Origin of the sequence: Mesorhizobium japonicum MAFF 303099, from assembly GCF_000009625.1 — a bacterium.
In the GTDB taxonomy this organism is placed as follows: domain Bacteria; phylum Pseudomonadota; class Alphaproteobacteria; order Rhizobiales; family Rhizobiaceae; genus Mesorhizobium; species Mesorhizobium japonicum.
Map to the genome: position 1 here is coordinate 2,280,958 of NC_002678.2, position 19,027 is coordinate 2,299,984.

The 19,027-nt window shown below is 64.5% G+C and carries 13 protein-coding genes; 9 read left to right on the top strand and 4 right to left on the bottom strand.

The window, feature by feature from the left end; all coding sequences use genetic code 11:
• Positions 1 to 7: 7 nt before the first annotated feature.
• The 4 genes from MAFF_RS12230 to MAFF_RS12250 form a co-directional block, all read right to left on the bottom strand.
• Positions 8 to 5,869, bottom strand: a complete 5,862-nt coding sequence (locus MAFF_RS12230) for a beta strand repeat-containing protein (protein WP_010911221.1) — start codon at positions 5,867 to 5,869, stop codon at positions 8 to 10.
• A gap of 197 nt (positions 5,870 to 6,066) precedes the next feature.
• Entirely contained in the window at positions 6,067 to 6,585 is a 519-nt protein-coding gene (locus MAFF_RS12240) for a helix-turn-helix domain-containing protein (protein ID WP_010911222.1), read from the bottom strand.
• Positions 6,586 to 6,779: 194 nt separating this feature from the next.
• Positions 6,780 to 7,538, bottom strand: a complete 759-nt coding sequence (locus MAFF_RS12245; RefSeq protein WP_010911223.1) for a helix-turn-helix domain-containing protein — start codon at positions 7,536 to 7,538, stop codon at positions 6,780 to 6,782.
• A gap of 315 nt (positions 7,539 to 7,853) precedes the next feature.
• On the bottom strand, positions 7,854 to 8,048 hold the full coding sequence (locus tag MAFF_RS12250; protein WP_010911224.1) for a hypothetical protein: 195 nt from the start codon (positions 8,046 to 8,048) through the stop codon (positions 7,854 to 7,856).
• A gap of 304 nt (positions 8,049 to 8,352) precedes the next feature.
• Between MAFF_RS12250 and MAFF_RS12255 the strand changes: the two genes are divergently transcribed.
• The 9 genes from MAFF_RS12255 to nirB all read left to right on the top strand — a co-directional run bounded on the left by MAFF_RS12255 (position 8,353) and on the right by nirB (position 19,011).
• Positions 8,353 to 9,816 carry a phospholipase D-like domain-containing protein gene (locus MAFF_RS12255; protein WP_010911225.1) on the top strand — a complete coding sequence of 488 codons (1,464 nt, stop codon included), beginning with the start codon at positions 8,353 to 8,355 and terminating at the stop codon, positions 9,814 to 9,816.
• A gap of 114 nt (positions 9,817 to 9,930) precedes the next feature.
• Entirely contained in the window at positions 9,931 to 10,731 is an 801-nt protein-coding gene (locus MAFF_RS12260; protein WP_095780290.1) for an endonuclease/exonuclease/phosphatase family protein, read from the top strand.
• Between the two features lie 101 nt (positions 10,732 to 10,832).
• Positions 10,833 to 11,162, top strand: coding sequence for a hypothetical protein (locus MAFF_RS12265; protein WP_010911227.1), 330 nt, complete (start codon positions 10,833 to 10,835; stop codon positions 11,160 to 11,162).
• Positions 11,163 to 11,291: 129 nt separating this feature from the next.
• Positions 11,292 to 11,894, top strand: a complete 603-nt coding sequence (locus MAFF_RS12270; RefSeq protein ID WP_044548289.1) for an ANTAR domain-containing response regulator — start codon at positions 11,292 to 11,294, stop codon at positions 11,892 to 11,894.
• On the top strand, positions 11,891 to 13,129 hold the full coding sequence (locus MAFF_RS12275; RefSeq protein ID WP_010911229.1) for a CmpA/NrtA family ABC transporter substrate-binding protein: 1,239 nt from the start codon (positions 11,891 to 11,893) through the stop codon (positions 13,127 to 13,129). The genes MAFF_RS12270 and MAFF_RS12275 overlap by 4 nt, the downstream gene beginning before the upstream one ends.
• 327 nt (positions 13,130 to 13,456) lie before the next feature.
• Positions 13,457 to 14,785 carry a CmpA/NrtA family ABC transporter substrate-binding protein gene (locus MAFF_RS12280; RefSeq protein WP_244420780.1) on the top strand — a complete coding sequence of 443 codons (1,329 nt, stop codon included), beginning with the start codon at positions 13,457 to 13,459 and terminating at the stop codon, positions 14,783 to 14,785.
• A 66-nt stretch (positions 14,786 to 14,851) separates the two neighbouring features.
• A complete protein-coding gene (gene ntrB / locus MAFF_RS12285) occupies positions 14,852 to 15,748 on the top strand; it encodes a nitrate ABC transporter permease (protein ID WP_010911232.1) in 897 nt (298 codons plus the stop codon).
• A gap of 10 nt (positions 15,749 to 15,758) precedes the next feature.
• On the top strand, positions 15,759 to 16,556 hold the full coding sequence (locus MAFF_RS12290) for an ABC transporter ATP-binding protein (protein WP_010911233.1): 798 nt from the start codon (positions 15,759 to 15,761) through the stop codon (positions 16,554 to 16,556).
• A 4-nt stretch (positions 16,557 to 16,560) separates the two neighbouring features.
• Complete coding sequence (gene nirB, locus MAFF_RS12295; protein ID WP_010911234.1) at positions 16,561 to 19,011, top strand: nitrite reductase large subunit NirB; 2,451 nt, start codon at positions 16,561 to 16,563, stop codon at positions 19,009 to 19,011.
• Positions 19,012 to 19,027 lie beyond the last annotated feature (16 nt).

Here is a 19,027-nt window from a genome sequence, read left to right on the forward strand (position 1 = left end):
TCCTGCCTCAGTTCAAGGTGAAGCTGATGCCGGCGCCGACGCCGACATGACCGCCAGCGGCCGTGCCCGACACGTTGCCGCGGATGCGGCCGTCCTCGCTCGTGTAGCCCGCACCGAAGGCCAAGGCGCTCGAATCCCGCCAGAAGCCGCCGCCGGCCGCGACGCTCAGCTTGCCGGGACGGTCGTCGTAGCGCAGCGAGGCAGCGGCAAGGCCGATCGCCGCCGCCTGGCGGGCTTCGTCGCGTATGCCGCCCAGGTCGCTATTGAGCTGGCTGAGCTTCTGGTCGGTATAGTTGTTGGCCTGCTGCAAGGTCGTGGCGGCCACCTTGTCGGTGTAGCTGTTGGACGTGTTGATGGCGTAATCGACACGGTTGTTCATCTGGGTGACGTTGACCGCATCGGTGCCGGCAACACCCGGGCCGACATTGGAGATGACCACCGGCGCGTTGACGTCGCCACCCTGCAGCGTAATGCTGTTCTTCTTGCTGCCGTCCGGATTGGTGTCATAGGTGACGGCATTCTGGGTGAGCGATCCCAAGCCCGATTTCAAATCCTCGACCGCCGTGTTGGTGGCGTAGAGCTGCGAGCCGTTTATCGCATCGGTGCTGCCGGCGTTGACCCGTCCGGCGGCGACATTGGTGATCGTCCGCTCGGCGCCGGCATCGCCGACGCTGACGGTCCCGGTCGGGGTAGTGCCGGCGAAGGCGTAGGTCTTGCCGTTGATGACGGTGCTGGAGGTGCCGACCGCGGTCTGCGTCACCGAGCCCGAACCCAGCGCCACGTCATTGGCGTTGTTGGCCTTGGCGCCCTGGCCGAGTGCCACCGCGCCCTGGCCCGTGGCCGTCGAGCCATTGCCGGCGGCAAGGCTGTTGGTGCCGCTGGCCACGCTGGCCGGCCCGATCGCGACGCTGTCGGTGCCGCTGGCGGTGGAGTCGGCCAGCGTCGAATTGGCGTGGAAATACTTGATGCCGCCGCCATTGCTGATGTTGGTCAGCGCATTGTTGACGGCCGTGAACCCGTCATAGACGGTCGAATAATTGTTGCCCTGGATCGTATAGGTCGGGCCGGTGATCGACCCGTCGGGATTGACCGTGGTGCTGCCGCCGAACAGGTTGGCGACGTTTTGCGACACGCCCTTAAGCTGGGAGACGTTGACGGCGTCGGTATTGGCCGAGCCCGCCGCGACGTTGGTGAGCTTGCGTTCGGCTCCCGCGCCGCCGATCGACACTTCGCCGACCGAGGTCTGCGGGGCGGTGAGCGCAAAGGCCGTGTAGCCGGCCTGGGCGCCGACCGTGGTGACGGACTGCGCGCCCAGCGCGACGCTGTTGATGAAGGTGCTTTGGGCGCCGGCGCCGAGCGCCACCGACTGGATGCCGGACGCCAGCGAATTGGTGCCCAGCGCCAACCCGTCGGCCAGCATGACATGGGCATTCTGGCCGATGGCCGTTCCGCCCGGCGCGATCTGGTCGACGATGGCGCCGTTGCCGATACCGATGCCATTGTCACCGTTGACGACCGTCGTCGGGCCGACCGCGACCGACTCGGCGCCCACCGCGAGCGAGTCGCCGGCCGTCGAATTGGCATGGAAATATTTGGTCGACGTCGCCGAGACCGAGGCGATCACCCCCTGCAGCTGGCGCACGGTGACGGCATCCTGCGCCTGCGTGCCGTCGGCCACATTGGTGATCTGGCGGTAGGACGTGGCGGTGCCGACCGACACGGCGCCGAGCAGCGTCTTGTCGGTGGTGTTGTACTGGATGAAGTTGGCAGGACCGGCCGCGATCTGGCCGGTGGCTGGCGCCACGGCCCGGTCGGCCACGGAACCCGAACCAAGCGCGACGCTGCCGTCGATGCTGGCCAATGTGCCGCGGCCGAGCGCCAGCCCGCTGACGCCGGTCGCGCTTGCCTGGTAGCCGACGGCGGTGGAGCCGAGCCCTTGCGCGAAGGAATCGGTTTGCGCCAGTCCGGCCTCGTTGGTGCGGGCGTAGCGGATGCCTATGCCGTTGGCGTCGGTATAGGCGGTCGAGGTGTCGCCGGCGATGTTGTTGACGACGTTGCCAAGATTGGTGACGGAGCCGCCGAGATTGTTGACGGTGGTGCCGATGGCGTCGACCGCCTGGTTGGTGGCGAACAGCTGCGAGCCGTTGACCGCGTCGGTCGAGGACCCGCTGATCCGACCCGCCGCCAGATTGGTGAGCGTGCGTTCCGCGCCGGGCGCGCCGATGCTGACCGTCGAGGCCGGATTGATGCCCTGGAAGGCATAGGTCGTGCCGTTGATCACCGCATTGGGCGTGCCGACAGCGACGGCGGTCACCGAGCCCGAGCCCAGCGCCACGTCGCCTGCGTTGCCGGCGGTGGAGTTGGCGCCCAGAGCGAGCGCATCCGAGGCGCCGGCATTGGCTTGTTTGCCGAGAGCGGTCGCTTGAACGCCGGATGCGAGTGCGTTCTGGCCGATCGCCGTGCTGGACAAAGCTGTAGCATTTGCGTTGGCGCCGACGGCGGTGCTGAACTGGCCCGAGGCCTTGGACAGAAAACCCATCGCCGTTGCGTCGAGGGCCGATGCGACAGAGCTGGTGCCGATGGCCGAGGCGTTGGCGCCGGAGGCGTTCGCATTGCTGCCGGCGGCGATGGCGCTCGACGCCGTCGCGGTCGAGGTGGGTCCGATTGCGACCGAGTCGGTACCCGTCGCCGACGAGTCCGCCAGCGTCGAGTTGGCGTGGAAATATTTGATGCCGCCGCCGGTGCTGATGTTGTTGACAGTGGTGCCGATGGCATCGACCGCCTGGTTGGTGGCGAAGAGCTGCGAGCCGTTGACCGCGTCGGTCGAGGACCCGCTGATCCGACCCGCCGCCAGATTGGTGAGCGTGCGTTCCGCGCCGGGCGCGCCGATGCTGACCGTCGAGGCCGGATTGATGCCCTGGAAGGCATAGGTCGTGCCGTTGATCACCGCATTAGGCGTGCCGACAGCGACGGCGGTCACCGAGCCCGAGCCCAGCGCCACGTCGCCTGCGTTGCCGGCGGTGGAGTTGGCGCCCAGAGCGAGCGCATCCGAGGCGCTGGCATTCGCTTGTTTGCCGAGAGCGGTCGCTTGAACGCCGGATGCGAGTGCGTTCTGGCCGATCGCCGTGCTGGACAAAGCTGTAGCATTTGCGTTGGCGCCGACGGCGGTGCTGAACTGGCCCGAGGCCTTGGACAGAAAACCCATCGCCGTTGCGTCGAGGGCCGATGCGACAGAGCTGGTGCCGATGGCCGAGGCGTTGGCGCCGGAGGCGTTCGCATTGCTGCCGGCGGCGATGGCGCTCGACGCCGTCGCGGTCGAGGTGGGTCCGATTGCGACCGAGTCGGTACCCGTCGCCGACGAGTCCGCCAGCGTCGAGTTGGCGTGGAAATATTTGATGCCGCCGCCGGTGCTGATGTTGTTGACAGTGGTGCCGATGGCGTCGACCGCCTGGTTGGTGGCGAACAGCTGCGAGCCGTTGACCGCGTCGGTCGAGGACCCGCTGATCCGACCCGCCGCCAGATTGGTGAGCGTGCGTTCCGCGCCGGGCGCGCCGATGCTGACCGTCGAGGCCGGATTGATGCCCTGGAAGGCATAGGTCGTGCCGTTGATCACCGCATTGGGCGTGCCGACAGCGACGGCGGTCACCGAGCCCGAGCCCAGCGCCACGTCGCCTGCGTTGCCGGCGGTGGAGTTGGCGCCCAGAGCGAGTGCCTCCGAGGCGCCGGCATTGGCTTGTTTGCCGAGAGCGGTCGCTTGAACGCCGGATGCGAGTGCGTTCTGGCCGATCGCCGTGCTGGACAAAGCTGTAGCATTTGCGTTGGCGCCGACGGCGGTGCTGAACTGGCCCGAGGCCTTGGATAGAAAACCCATCGCCGTTGCGTCGAGGGCCGATGCGACAGAGCTGGTGCCGATGGCCGAGGCGTTGGCGCCGGAGGCGTTCGCATTGCTGCCGGCGGCGATGGCGCTCGACGCCGTCGCGGTCGAGGTGGGTCCGATTGCGACCGAGTCGGTACCCGTCGCCGACGAGTCCGCCAGCGTCGAGTTGGCGTGGAAATATTTGATGCCGCCGCCGACATTGATGTTGTTGAGCGTGGTGCCGATGGCATCGACCGCCTGGTTGGTGGCGAAGAGCTGCGAACCGTTGACCGCGTCGGTCGAGGATCCACTGATCCGGCCCGCAGCGACATTGGTGAGCGTGCGCTCCGCGCCGGGCGCGCCGATGCTGACCGTCGAAGTCGGCGTCGTGCCCTGGAAGGCATAGGTCGTGCCGTTGATGACCGCATTGGGCGTGCCGACCGCCACGGCGGTCACCGAGCCCGAACCGAGCGCGACATCGCCGGAGCTCGCCGCCGCCGTCGCGCCATTGCCCAGCGCGACATTGCCCGCAAGGCCGGCGGCACCTGCCGTTGAGCCGTTGCCCAATGCCACGGAGCCTTGTCCGATGGCCTTGTTGTTGTTGCCGATGGCGACCGCGCCCGCCGCCTGGTTGGCGGCGGTGGCGGTTGCCGTGCCGTCGCTGTTGGCGATGTTGTTGGCGCCGCCGGTGAAGGCGCCGGTGCCGCTGGCATAGCTGGGATCACCGATGGAGACCGCGCCATCGCCGTAAGCGGTGTTGCCCGAGCCGATAGAGACGGCCTTGCCGCCGGTCGCCACCGCATTGATGCCCACGGCAATGGCTTGGGCCGAACTGGCCTTGGCGCTGGTGCCCATTGCGATGGCGTCCTGCGCGCTCGCATTGGCTTGCTTGCCGATCGCCGTGCCGTCTACACCGCCCGCCGTAGCGCCCAGTCCCAGCGCGGTTGCGTTGGCGGCGGTCGCCGCGGCATTGTTGCCGAGTGCGGTGGCGGACACGCCCGTGGCTTGGGATCCCGAGCCAGCCGCGACAGAGCCGATACCGCTCGACACGGCCTGGTTACCCAGCGCCAATGCGAAATCGGCCGAGGCATTGGTGCTGGAGCCGAGCGCGGTCGAGTTCAGCCCTGCCGCGTTGGCCGACTTGCCTAAGGCGACGGCACTGTCCCCGCTGGCGACGGCCGACCAGCCTCCGGCGAATGACAAGCCGCCAGCGGCGGACGAACTGGTACCGACAGCGGTGGAATTCCCTCCCGAAGCAACAGAGAAGGTGCCCAAGGCGTTGGCGCCGCCCCCGGTGGCGCTAGCCTGGACGCCGAGCGCTACCGAATTAATATTGCTTGCGATCGTGCCTTGCCCCAGCGCCATCGCGCCGCCTGTGCCTGTGGCCTTGGCGCTCAGGCCGAGAGCCACCGAGTATTGCGCCGACGCAACGGATGACCGTCCGACCGCGATGGCGTCGACCTGGGATGCCGTGACATCCGTGCCGATGCCGATGGCGCTCTGGGCGGTGGCACCCGTCCCGGCGGCGGTGCGCGAGCCAAGATAAATGGAGTTGAGCTGTGAGGCGATCGACTGGAAGCCGATCGCGACGGCGTTCTGGCTGCCAGCGTTGGCGCTGGTGCCTTGGGCAATGGAATCGATGCCGGCCTGAGTTGCTCCCGACCCAACCGCGATGCCCCGCAGCCCATTCGTGGTGGCGGACGGTCCGACCGCCACCGAACCGGCGCTGTTCGCCGTACCGCCGCCAGCGGCATACTGTGCCAGTGCCGGCGTGGCGATGCCGCCCAATGCAATCGCACCCAGCGCCGCTGCCAGAACCCTGCCGATGCCGAGCATGCCGAGCCCAGATCCCTTGCGGCGCATGCCGAGCACGCGGTGCGCCATGCGCAGCACCGCCATCAGGCGGCGGCGGAGCGCGCGGGAGCCTTGCTCGGCCCCCGCAATCCAATGCCTGGCGAAATGCGCCGCGCGATGCTGAACAAACGAGCCACTCGAAATCTGATTGTCGGTCATGGTCCTCTCCGTTCGCCAGCCGCCAGGAAATGTCTGACAAATTCCAGCACTCGCAGAAAGCCACGATTCTGGTTTGCCGTATTTCAGGAAATTGCTGTTTTGTCAGAAAAACTGCGGCAACTTCGCGGGAGTTAACGGATAGTTACTTTAGTTCGTGCTTTAATAAGGCGAAGTAAAACAATGACGCGATCAATATATCACCTAAGCTTCGAATTAAGCTTGCCGAAGCGGGCCTGCAATGGCGTCAATCGCCGGTATTTCTTCATCACGGTAGTAAAATGGCTCTGGCTAGAAAAGCCGCTCAAATGGGCGATATCAGCGATGGCCATGCGGCTTTCGGCAAGCAGCCTCTCGGCGAAGTCCAACCGCAGATCAAGCACATATTGATGCGGCGGCACCCCGAACGTCCGGGAGAAAGCTCGCACGAAGTGATAGGATGAAAGCCCGCAAACCGCCGCCATCTCCGCAAGCGCTATCTTGCGTGTGAAGTTCTGTTCGAGGAATTCCTGGACCTTGCGCGCGCCGTGGGCGGAAAGCCCGCCTTTCACGATCAGCGCCGGCTGTCGCGCGGGACTGGGTCCGGACGCCGATCCCGGAGGGCCATCATCAGACCGCATCGTTCGGTCCCTTGATATTTCGCAGATGGGATTCAACCCGAGACCGCCCTCCCCGTTCCCCTGAAAAACAATTCGTGATTGATCGAACTGTGGCTGCATTGTCGCTCCGGTTCATTCGATCAGTCCGGCCAGATGGCGAATAATGCGCAGGCTGCATGCTATTTCGAATTACTCCCGTAATGCCTGGGGCACAGTGGTGACGGACGTATTTTGGAAAACTCGGGAAGCTTTGTAGGAAATTCCGGTCTTGGATTATCGGACGGCAGGTGTTGCCACTTTGCCATCCTGAGCTTTCAGTTTCTGGCTGGCGCATATCCGGTCATGGTCGGCGTTCTTCCCCGGTACTTCTTCATGGTTGCGGCCAGATGACTCTGGTCCGAAAACCCCGCGAGGTAGGCGACTTCGGCGATTGCAAGCTCGCCGTCAACGAGTAACCTTTCCGCGAAGTCCAGGCGCAGTTGATCAGGTATCGATGCGGCGGCATGCCGAACGTGCTGGCCGGTGTAGGTGCGCGAGAGATGCACGCCGAACACGGTGAGCAGCGAGTCCAGATAGAGCTCGTCCGGCGGCAGCTTGCCGGTCAGCTCGGCGGTGATCATCTGGGCGATGTTGAGCGCCCTCAGGTCGACTTTGCCGAACGCAGGTGGCTCAAGCTCCACGTCGGAGTGATCGAACTCGTGCGCGGCCAACTCCGACAGCGCTTCAGGAGAGATGGAAACGACGGCGTTCTCCCCGGTCTGCGACCAGGCGAGGGTACTGTCGACTCCGGCGGGATTGATGACGAGGCATCCGACCGGCGCATCGTATTGCGTGATCTTGTCGCTGCCGAGCGAGGCTCTGAATTTGCGTCCGGGCCTCAGCACGATGCCCGCGGAATGTTCCTTGGCCAGGAACGTCTGCGAGCCTGGACCGCGGACGGAATGGATGACGCTGCCACGCGCGGTGGCTCTTCTGGGACCGGCACTTTCTGGAATGATGTCCAGGACATATCGGGCTGCCTGATCGACGCCTCGGGAAACCCCGCTTTCCCCAGCTTCGTCCGCATTTTTCATACGCGTCGCCTCAGCCGCCTTGCCGCCGCTTGCAATCCCCTTTGCCCGAACCCGGAACCAACGTAACGCAGGCGTCCCGGCTAGGGAAGAACTCCCATGCGCAAAGAAAAATTCTTATTCGCGAAAAGACAGAAAAAATGACCGACGCAGGAAGTTGACGGGCATTCTATTTCACGGCGATGCCGGTCTTCGCGATGCCCGAGTTTCGTTTATCAGCCGTGGCGCGGCTTCCGCGAATCCATTGCTTCGTTTTTTGGCACCAGGATCGGCGGTCAGGCAAGAAGGGGTGCCGAGCCGACAGGTTACGACCGGCTGCTACAGATCACCGCGACGTTTCTCGTACAGATCCCAGGTGAGTTCGACAAAAGCCAGAAGGACATCGTCGCGGCTCCAACCGGCCGCGACCGCCGCCTGGACGATTTCATGGATAAGAGGCAGCAACTGGCGCTGGCATTCGGCCGATATGTCGCCGTCCCCCACGGGAGGCCCCTCGAAGTTGAATCTCGTCATTCGGCGCTCCCCCCGCCTCCGATCAAAGTGTTATACCGCTAATTTCGGCCCCTCTGATATACAACAGATGTGGTACCAAAGTACAGGAAGCCTCGGACCACCGGGGCGATGCCGGACCACGCCGTCTCTATGCTTTCCCTCGCGTCAAGTTGGTTTTCCCAGGCGGGAGTTCAGAGGAACTTCATCGGCCCAAACTCTGCCTGGGACTAGATCTCTCCAGCCATGTCGCGCCCGCCACCTGGCGAATGTGCGGCATTGACCGGCCGCATTGCCTTCTGCAACCGCTCGCTGGATAGTCCCGGCAATGTTCGAGACCATTGCGACTCACTGGACACAAATCCTGGCGATCATCTCGGTGGTCATGGCGACCGTCGGCATCGCCCATGCCGTCATGACCAAGGAGGATGTGCGCGCCGCCACCGGCTGGGTCGGCGTGATGGTGCTGTCGCCGATCCTTGGCGTGCTGATCTATGCCGTGGCCGGCATCAACCGCATCCGCCGCGCCACGATCACGGCGCAGCGCCCGCTTGCCGGCGACGCGGTATCCGCCAAGAATGAGCGCGACATCGCCGCCGAGGAGACCCTGATCGTCGAGCGCTACGGTCAGCGCTTCACCGGCCTGCGGACGCTGGGCGACAGGGTGGCGCGGCGCGCCCTCAACCCGGGCAATGCCATCGATGTGCTGGAGACCGGCGACGAGGCCTATGCCGCCATGTGCGCGGCGATAGACGGCGCCGAGCGCAGCGTCCTGCTCGAGACCTATATTTTCGACAATGACGCTGTCGGCCTGCTTTTCGTCGAATCGCTGGCCGGTGCCGTCCAGCGTGGTGTCACCGTTCGCGTGCTGATCGACGCCGTCGGTGCCCGTTACTCCGTTCCCAGCATCCTGGGCCATCTGCGCCGCGCCAACATCCCCGCCGATGTCTTCAACGGCAACATCATCATAGGCCTGCGCCTGCCCTACGCCAATCTCCGGACCCACCGGAAGATCCTTGTGGTCGACGGCACCGTTGCCTTCACCGGCGGCATGAACATCCGCAAGGGTTTTTCGGCCGAGTTCTCAGGCTCCAACAGCGCCAGGGACACGCATTTCAAGGTCACCGGACCTGCCGTCGCCGACCTGTTCTCGGTCGCGGCCGAAGACTGGCGCTTCGCCACCAACGAAGCGCTGAAGGGCGATGCCTGGCGAATTGCCCCGCTGTCGCCGGCGCCCGGCCAGCCGATGCTGGTGCGGGCGGTCGCATCCGGGCCGGACGCCAGCAATGAGACCAACCACAAGCTGTTGATCGGCGCCTTCTCGGTGGCGCGCAAGTCGATCCGTTTGATGTCGCCCTATTTCCTGCCGGACCGCGAACTGATCAGCGCCTTGATCACCGCCGCCCGGCGCGGCGTCGAGATCGATGTCGTGGTGCCGGCGGTCAACAATCTCTTCCTCGTCGACCGCGCCATGACCGCGCAATTCGACCAGATCCTGAAGAATTATTGCCGCATATGGCGCACGGAAGGCCCGTTCGACCATTCCAAGCTGCTGTCGATCGACGGCGTGTGGGCCTATGTCGGCTCGTCCAACCTCGACGCCCGGTCGCTGCGGTTGAACTTCGAGATCGATCTGGAGGTCCTCGATGCAGGCTTTGCCCGCGAGATCGAGGCCCGGATCGGATCGGCCATCGAAACGGCCATTCCCGTCACGCTGGACTCCTTGCGGGCCCGGCCCTTCATCATCCGGCTCTTCGACCGCATCCTGTGGCTGGGATCGCCCTATCTTTAGAAGGCTTTAACAAAACGACGTGTTTGACGGATAGTTTGGTGTCGGCCATGGAACATAAGCGCAAAGACTCTATTTGAGGTGCATGGTGAGACCAGCAGGCATGGCAGGGACACGGTGCGGATGAACGGACGCAGCCTCCCGGCAACCATGCTTTTGTCCATTCGCGACAGGCGGATGCGCAAGGCAAACGCGGCTGCGCACAAGGCGACCGCCGCCACTGGAACGCTGGTCGCCTCCTACAACGTCCACAAATGCATCGGCGTCGACCGCAAGTTCGACCCCGAGCGCACCAGCCGCGTCATCCGCGAAATCGACCCCGACGTCATCGCCCTTCAGGAAGCGGACAACCGTTTCGGCGACCGTGACGGGCTTCTCGACCTGCCCCGCCTCGAGCGGGAAACCGGCTTGGTGCCGGTGCCGATTTCGGCCACCGGCAAGGGCCATGGCTGGCACGGCAATGTCCTCCTGTTCAAGAAAGGCGTCGTCCGTGACGTGCATCAGATCAGACTTCCAGGCCTGGAGCCGCGCGGCGCAGTGGTGGCGGAGATCGAATTGAACGGAAGCGAGACGCTGCGCATTATCGCCGCCCATCTCGGCCTGCTGCGCCACTCGCGCTCGCAGCAGGCCCGTGTCGTGCTCGATCTCATGAGCAGCCCGGACGAAAAGCCGACCTTGCTGCTTGGTGACCTCAACGAATGGCGGCTCGGCAACCGCTCCGCGCTCAACACGCTACACGCGACGTTCGGGCCGCAGCCGCCGGCGGTCCCCACCTTCCCGTCAAACCTGCCGTTGCTGGCACTCGACAGGATCATGACCAACCGGCACGGAATGATCGCAGCCGTGGAAGCGCACGATACGCCGCTTTCGCGTGTCGCCTCCGACCATCTGCCGCTGACGGCCTTCGTTCGCCTGTAGAACCGGCTTGTCGCCCACGACTTCGAAAAGCGCCGCGATTCATTTTGGAACGCTAATTCTCTCCGCGAGTTGGTACGTATTAAACCCCAGGAGGACGAACCGTGAAAAAGTTATTTCTGGCTTCCATGGTGGCATTGGCCGCCACAGCCGCAGTCATTGCGCCGACGCAAGCCGCGAGCGTGATTATCCAATCCGACGACGGCAACCAGTATTCACCGGACGATCAGTCCGACAACGGCCAGATTGTCGTTCGCCGCCATCACCGGCAGAATTACGACAACCAGTATGGCGACGACCAGAACGTGCAGTATGAGGACAACTACAATGACGGTTATCGACGCCACCACCGCCATCACCGCTGCCATATCGAACTGGTCAAGCACTGGCGCCACCACCACAGGGTGATCGAGCAGATCCGCGTCTGCGGCTGACCTACCCATGAGATAGCCGAAAACCGTCGCGCCTTTTGGTGGCAAACGATGATGCGACATAGCCACGTTCCTTAAACCGGCGTGCTATGCCGCATTGCACAATTTCGCGGCCTTGCCCACAATGCAGGCATGGTCCGATCCTCCCTAGCCGTCCTGGTGATCGATGAAAATCGCATCCGCGCCTCGATCATCGAGGCCGGCCTGCGCGAGGCCGGCCATCAGCTTGTCACCGTCATTCATGACGTGACCGGCATTGCCCGGCGGATCGCCGAGATCGAACCGGACGTCATCGTCATCGACCTCGAAAACCCCAACCGCGACATGCTCGAAAACATGTTCCAGCTGTCGCGCGCCGTGAAGCGCCCGATCGCCATGTTCGTCGACCGCTCCGACCAGGCCTCGATCGAGGCCGCGGTCGATGCCGGCGTGTCGGCCTATGTCGTCGACGGTCTGCGGCAAGAGCGCGTCAAGCCGATCCTCGACATGGCGGTGAGCCGCTTCAATGCCTTCTCGCGCATGGCGCGCGAATTGGAAGAGGCGCGCAGCGAACTCGAGAGCCGCAAGGTCATCGATCGCGCCAAGGGCATACTGATTAAGTCGCGCGGCCTCTCCGAAGAGGCCGCCTATACGCTGCTGCGCAAGACGGCGATGAACCAGAACCGCAAGATCAGCGACATCGCCCAAAGCCTGGTGACCGCGGCCGGGCTGCTGGGGCCGGCGGAGGACGAATGAGCATGAGGCACCAGATCACCGCCGGCTTCATGCCGCTTTTCGACAGCGCCGTGCTGGTCGCCGCGAGCGAGCTTGGCTTCGCAGGCAGCGAAGGCGTTGACCTGACGCTGCACCGTGAGACGTCCTGGGCCAACATTCGCGACCGCATCGCGATCGGCCATTTCGATCTCGCGCATATGCTGGGACCCATGCCGCTCGCCTGCAATCTCGGGCTGACGCCGCTCGCTTCCGAGACCATCGTGCCGTTCTCGCTCGGGCTCGGCGGCAATTGCGTCACCATCTCCAACGCCGTCTGGACCGGCATGGCGGCGCATGGCGCCGAACCCGATCTCGATCCGGCACGCGCAGGCGCGGCCCTGCGCGCGTTCATTCGCGACCGGGCGGTCGCGGGCCGCGAACCGCTGCGCTTTGCCGTGGTACACCCGCATTCCGGGCATAATTACGAACTGCGCTACTGGCTTGCCGCTTGCGGCATCGATCCCGACCGCGCAATCGAGATCGTCATCGTGCCGCCGCCCTTCATGGCCGACGCGCTGGCCACTGGGCGCATCGACGGCTACTGCGTCGGCGAGCCCTGGAACAGCGCTGCGGTCGCCGCCGGCACCGGCCATATCGTTACCGTCAAGGCGCAGATATGGCGCAACAGCCCGGAGAAGGTGATCGGCGTGCGCAAGGCCTGGGCCGACGAAAATCCCGAGGCGCTGGCGGCGCTGCTGCGCGCGCTGCATCATTCGGCGCGCTGGTGCCAGGATCCGGCCAACCACGCCGAATTGGCCGCGGTGATGGCGCAGCCCGGCTTCCTCGGCCTGCCGCCGGCGGTGCAGATGCCGATCCTGACCGGCCATCTGCAATTGGGCGGCGGAGCAGAGTTGGATGTCGACGACTTCTTCTTGCCCTTCGACAAGGCGGCGAACTTTCCGTGGAAGAGCCATGCGCTGTGGTTCTACACGCAGATGGTGCGCTGGGGTCATGTCGCGCACACGCCTGACAATCTGGCCATCGCCAGGAATTGCTACCGGCCCGACCTCTACCGCTCGGCGCTGAAGCCGCTTGGCGTTGCATTGCCCGGCGCCAATGCAAAGGTCGAGGGCGCGCTCAAGGTCGCAACCGCGGTCGGCGCGACCGGCGCCGGCCTGGTGCTCGGCCCGGACGGTTTTTTCGACGGGCAGATCTTCGATCCTGACGAGATCGACGCCTATATAGCGCGCCAGAAATCGGTCCGCACGGAAGCCTGATCATTTCCGCGCCATTCTTGTGCATTGCACAAAAATTGTGCGCGCAATGGTCCTAATGAACAATCTTTGGCCTGCTCGCCATATTGCCCGGCAGGCCGTCGACGGACATGAATCGCTGATTTCATTGATGTTTTTCCTTTCATCCGAAACTGGCACGGTTCCTGCAGTGAAATAACCAGGCCCTTCATGGGTCACGGAACAGGCGTCCAATGGCGGGCGCCACAGGCAAAGCTGCCGCTCAGGTCAAAACGCGCTCCCGGTCTTTCGGGCGCGAAGACCTGGCCGGCGGCTTTTTTGTTTTTGAATCGCGTTCAACCGGAGACGACGATGAAGAAGACGATGAAGAACTGGATCGGGACGGGAACATCGCCAAAGGATGTGACGCGTCGCGATTTTCTGGTCAGCAGCGCCATGACGGCCGGCCTGTTCATGGCGGCCCGCAAGCTCTTTCCATCCGGCGCCTATGCCGCCACCGCCGCGCCGGAAGTCACCGGCGCCAAGCTCGGCTTCATCGCGCTGACCGATGCCGCACCCCTGATGATCGCCAAGGAGAAGGGCCTGTTCGCCAAATTCGGCATGCCCGATGTCGAGGTGCTGAAGCAGGCTTCCTGGGGCGCGACGCGCGACAATCTGATGCTTGGCGGTGCCGCAAACGGCATCGACGGCGCCCACATACTGACGCCGCTGCCTTACCTCATGCACACCGGCAAGGTGACGCAGAACAACCAGCCGATGCCGATGGCGATCGTGGCGCGGCTCAACTACGACTGCCAGGGCATTTCGGTCGCGCAGGAATATGCCGGCACCGGCGTCGGTCTCGATGCCTCCAAGCTGAAGGACGCCTTCGCCGCCAAGAAGGCAGCCGGCAAGGAGGTCAAGGCCGCCATGACCTTCCCGGGCGGCACGCATGACCTCTGGCTGCGCTACTGGCTGGCCGCCGGCGGCATCGATCCCGACAAGGACGTCTCGACCATCGTCGTGCCGCCGCCGCAGATGGTGGCCAACATGAAGGTCGGCAACATGGACGTCTTCTGCGTCGGCGAGCCGTGGAACGAGCAGCTCGTCCACCAGGGCGTCGGCTTTACCGCCGCCACCACGGGCGAATTGTGGAAGGGTCATCCGGAAAAGGCGCTCGGTCTGCGCGCCGAATTCATCGAGAAGAACCCGAACGCCACCAAGGCGATCCTGATGGCCGTCATGGAAGCCCAGCAGTGGTGCGAGGCCAAGGAGAACAAGGACGAGATGGCCGCCATCATCGGCAAGCGGCAATGGATGAACGTGCCGGTCGCCGACATCATCGGCCGCCTTAAGGGCGACATCAACTACGGCAATGGCCGCGTCGCCAACGGCACCGATTTCTACATGAAGTTCTGGAAGGGCGGCGTTTCCTACCCCTTCAAGAGCCATGATGCCTGGTTCCTCGCCGAGAACATCCGCTGGGGCAAATTCGCGCCGACCACGGACGTCAAGGCGCTGGTCGACCAGGTCAACCGCGAGGATCTGTGGCGCGAGGCGGCGAAGGATCTCGGGGTGGCGGCGGCCGACATTCCGGCCTCCTCGTCGCGAGGCGTCGAGACCTTCTTCGACGGCAAGACCTTCGATCCGGCCAACCCGTCCGCCTATCTCGACAGCCTGAAGATCAAGGCGTCGGCTTGACCCAAGCGCAATGGCGCCTCTTGCGCCGTGGTCGCCCCTACCTGCCCCCAAGGAGCTTTCCAAAAGATGTCCATCCAAGCTATCGAGGACACCAAGGTGAAGGCGTTTCCCGCGCCGGCCAAACCGGCCGAGGTGATCGCCTTCGCCGCCAAGGCGCGGCGCCGCTTCGACCCGCTCGCCATCGCCGGCAAGCTGGCGAGCACGCTGGTGCCGCCCGTCATCGTCATCGCTCTGATGCTCGTCGTCTGGCAGGTCGCCTGCTCGTCGCCCACATCGAGCCTGCCGCCGCCGAGCCAGGTGTGGAACGAGGCCTACGATCTCATCGCGCATCCGTTCTTCGACAATGGCCCGCAGGACATCGGGCTGGCCTGGCGGGTGCTGATCTCGTTGCAGCGCGTCGCCATCGGCTTTGGCCTGGCGGCGATCGTCGGCGTCGCGCTCGGCGCGCTGGTCGGCCAGTCGATCTGGGCGATGCGCGGCCTCGATCCGGTGTTCCAGATCCTGCGCACCGTGCCGCCGCTCGCATGGCTGCCGCTGTCGCTGGCGGCGTTCCGCGATTCCAGCCCGTCGGCGCTGTTCGTCATCTTCATCACCTCAATCTGGCCGATCATCATCAACACCGCCGTCGGCGTGCGCAACATCCCGCAGGATTACCGCAACGTCGCGCGCATCCTGCGGCTCAACCCGTTCGAGTTCTTCGTCAAGATCATGGTGCCGGCCGCCGCGCCCTACATCTTCACCGGTCTGCGCATCGGCATCGGCCTGTCCTGGCTCGCCATCGTCGCCGCCGAAATGCTGACCGGCGGCGTCGGCATCGGCTTCTTCATCTGGGACGCGTGGAACTCGTCGCGGCTGCCCGACATCATCGTCGCGCTCGCCTATATCGGCGTCACCGGCTTCTGCCTCGACCGCCTGGTCGCCGGCGTCGGCGTCTTCGTCACCCGCGGCACAACGGCAAAGTGAGGACAGTGCGATGACCGCCTATCTGAAACTCGACCATATCGACAAATCCTTCGTCCGCGGCGGCCAGGTCAGCGAGGTTCTGAGGGATATCAGGCTGACCATCGACAAGGGCGAATTCGTCTCCATCATCGGCCACTCCGGCTGCGGCAAGTCGACCTTGCTCAACCTGATCGCCGGCCTGACCAAGGTCTCCGCCGGGGGGGTGCTGCTCGAGAACAGGGAAGTCGACAGCCCCGGTCCCGAACGCGCCGTGGTGTTCCAGAACCACTCGCTGCTGCCCTGGCTAACCGTCTACGAAAACATCAACCTGGCGGTCTCGAAAGTCTTCGGCCGTTCGAAGAGCAAGGCCGAGCGGCATGACTGGATCATGCGCAATCTCGACCTCGTGCAGATGGCGCATGCCAGGGACAAGCGCCCGGCCGAGATCTCGGGCGGCATGAAACAGCGCGTCGGCATTGCCCGCGCGCTCGCCATGGAGCCGAAGATCCTGCTGCTCGACGAGCCTTTCGGCGCGCTCGACGCGCTGACGCGCGCACATCTGCAGGATGCGGTGATGGACATCCATTCCAGGCTCGGCTCGACGACGATCATGATCACCCATGATGTCGACGAGGCGGTGCTCTTGTCCGACCGCATCGTCATGATGACCAACGGTCCTGCAGCGACCATCGGCGAGGTGCTGCCCGTGCCGCTGGCAAGGCCGCGCCGGCGCATCGAACTCGCCTCCGACCGCACCTTCCTGCGCTGCCGCGAGGCCGTGCTGAAATTCCTCTACGAACGCCACCGCTTCGTCGAAGCCGCGGAGTAGCATCATGACAGAAAGATTAGTCATCATCGGCAACGGCATGGCCCCCGGGCGCATGCTGGAGCACCTGCTGGAACAGGCGCCGAGCCGCTACAGCGTCACCATCTTCAACGCCGAACCGCGCGTCAATTACGACCGCATCATGCTGTCGCCGGTGCTGTCGGGCGAAAAGGCCTATGAGGAAATCATCATCCATGGCGACGGCTGGTACATCGCCAACAACATCACCCTCTACAAGGGCCACAAGATCGTCGCCATCGACCGGGCGGCGAAGACCGTCACCTCCGATCATGGGGTCACCGAGCCCTACGACAAGCTGGTCATCGCCACCGGCTCGGTGCCGTTCATCATTCCTGTACCCGGCCACAACCTGCCCGGCGTGCTGACCTATCGCGACCTCGACGACGTACAGGCGATGATGCTGGCCGCCCAGTCGCGCGCCAAGGCCGTGGTGATCGGTGGCGGCCTGCTCGGGCTGGAAGCGGCGGCGGGTCTCAACGCGCAAGGCATGGACGTCACCGTGCTGCATGTCATGCCGACACTGATGGAGCGCCAGCTCGATCCGGCCGCCGGCTATCTCCTGCAGCGCGCGGTGGAGCAACGCGGCATCAAGGTCATCACCAAGGCCAACACGCAGGCAATCACGGGCAATGGCAAGGTCGAGCAGGTGGAACTCGCCGACGGAACCGTTATCCCGGCGACCCTGGTGGTCATGGCGGTCGGCATCAGGCCGAATTCGGCGCTGGCGAAAGAGGCAGGCATCGCCGTCAACAGAGGCATCGTCGTCGACGCGGGTATGCGCAGCAACGACCCCGACATCTACGCGCTAGGCGAATGCGCCGAGGTCAACGGCATGGTCTACGGGCTGGTGGCACCGCTCTACGAGATGGCACGCGTCGCGGCCCACCAGCTCGCCGGCAACGAGGCGGCCGCCTTCGTCCATATGGACACGCCGACCAAGCTCAAGGTCACCGGCATCGACCTGTTCTCGCTCGGAGACTTCGCCGAGGGCGAGGACCGCCAGGAGATCGTGCTGCGCGACGCCGCCGCCGGCGTCTACAAGCGGCTCGTTCTGAAGGACGACCGCATCATCGGCACCGTGCTCTATGGCGAGACGGCGGATGGTGCCTGGTTCAACGACCTCAAGAAGAAGCAGACCGACATTTCGCAGATGCGCGATACGTTGATCTTCGGCCAGTCCTATCAGGGGGGTGCCCCGCTGGACCCTATGGCGGCCGTTGCAGCCTTGCCGGATGATGCGGAAATCTGCGGCTGCAACGGCGTTTGCAAGGGCAAGATCACAGGCGCGATCACGGCCAAGGGCCTGACTTCGCTCGACGATGTACGCGCCCACACCAAGGCGTCGGCCTCCTGCGGCTCCTGCACCGGCCTGGTCGAGAAGCTGATGGTGCTGACCCTCGGCGACAGCTACAACCCTGCGGCAGTGCAGCCGATGTGCACATGCACCACGCTCGGCCATGACGAGGTGCGCCGGCTGATCAAGGCCAAGCACCTGAAGACCATTCCCGCCGTCATGCAGGAACTGGAATGGAAGACCTCCTGTGGCTGCGCCAAATGCCGGCCGGCGCTCAACTACTACCTCGTCTGCGACTGGCCGGACGACTACGCCGACGACTACCAGTCACGCTTCATCAATGAGCGGGTGCATGCCAACATCCAGAAGGACGGCACCTATTCGGTGGTGCCGCGCATGTGGGGCGGCGTCACCAATGCCGCCGAACTGCGCGCCATCGCCGACGTCGTCGACAAGTTCGAGATCCCGATGGTCAAGGTCACCGGCGGCCAGCGCATCGACATGCTGGGCATCCGCAAGGAAGACCTGCCGGCGGTGTGGGCAGATCTCGGCCAGGCGGGCTTCGTCTCCGGCCATGCCTATGCCAAGGGCCTGCGCACGGTGAAGACCTGCGTCGGCTCCGACTGGTGCCGCTTCGGCACGCAGGATTCGACGGGTCTCGGCATCCGTATCGAGAAATTCATGTGGGGCTCCTGGACGCCCGCCAAGGTCAAGATGGCGGTGTCGGGCTGCCCCAGAAACTGCGCCGAGGCGACCTGCAAGGATGTCGGCGTCATCTGCGTCGACTCTGGCTACGAGATCCATTTCGCCGGCGCCGCCGGCCTCGACATCAAGGGCACCGAGGTGCTCGGCCTGGTGAAGACCGAGGACGAGGCGCTGGAGCACATCGTGGCGCTGACGCAGATGTACCGTGAGCAGGGCCGCTATCTCGAACGCATCTACAAATGGGCCAAGCGCATCGGCATCCCCGAGATCAAGCGTCAGATCATGGACGACGATGCCAAGCGCAAGACCTATTACGAGCGCTTCGTCTTCTCCCAGAAATTCGCCCAGGTCGACCCGTGGTCGGAACGCGTCTCCGGCAAGGACAAGCACGAGTTCCGGCCGATGGCTTCGGTCGGGTTTGCCGAGGCGGCGGAGTGATGGAGATGTCTGCGCG

Coding starts and splice junctions, on each gene's coding strand:
- MAFF_RS12230 (WP_010911221.1), bottom strand. CDS start 5,869: ATGACCGACAATCAGATTTCGAGTGGCTCGTTTGTTCAGCATCGCGCG.
- MAFF_RS12240 (WP_010911222.1), bottom strand. CDS start 6,585: ATGCAGCCACAGTTCGATCAATCACGAATTGTTTTTCAGGGGAACGGG.
- MAFF_RS12245 (WP_010911223.1), bottom strand. CDS start 7,538: ATGAAAAATGCGGACGAAGCTGGGGAAAGCGGGGTTTCCCGAGGCGTC.
- MAFF_RS12250 (WP_010911224.1), bottom strand. CDS start 8,048: ATGACGAGATTCAACTTCGAGGGGCCTCCCGTGGGGGACGGCGACATA.
- MAFF_RS12255 (WP_010911225.1), top strand. CDS start 8,353: ATGTTCGAGACCATTGCGACTCACTGGACACAAATCCTGGCGATCATC.
- MAFF_RS12270 (WP_044548289.1), top strand. CDS start 11,292: ATGGTCCGATCCTCCCTAGCCGTCCTGGTGATCGATGAAAATCGCATC.
- MAFF_RS12275 (WP_010911229.1), top strand. CDS start 11,891: ATGAGCATGAGGCACCAGATCACCGCCGGCTTCATGCCGCTTTTCGAC.
- MAFF_RS12280 (WP_244420780.1), top strand. CDS start 13,457: ATGAAGAAGACGATGAAGAACTGGATCGGGACGGGAACATCGCCAAAG.
- ntrB (WP_010911232.1), top strand. CDS start 14,852: ATGTCCATCCAAGCTATCGAGGACACCAAGGTGAAGGCGTTTCCCGCG.
- MAFF_RS12290 (WP_010911233.1), top strand. CDS start 15,759: ATGACCGCCTATCTGAAACTCGACCATATCGACAAATCCTTCGTCCGC.
- nirB (WP_010911234.1), top strand. CDS start 16,561: ATGACAGAAAGATTAGTCATCATCGGCAACGGCATGGCCCCCGGGCGC.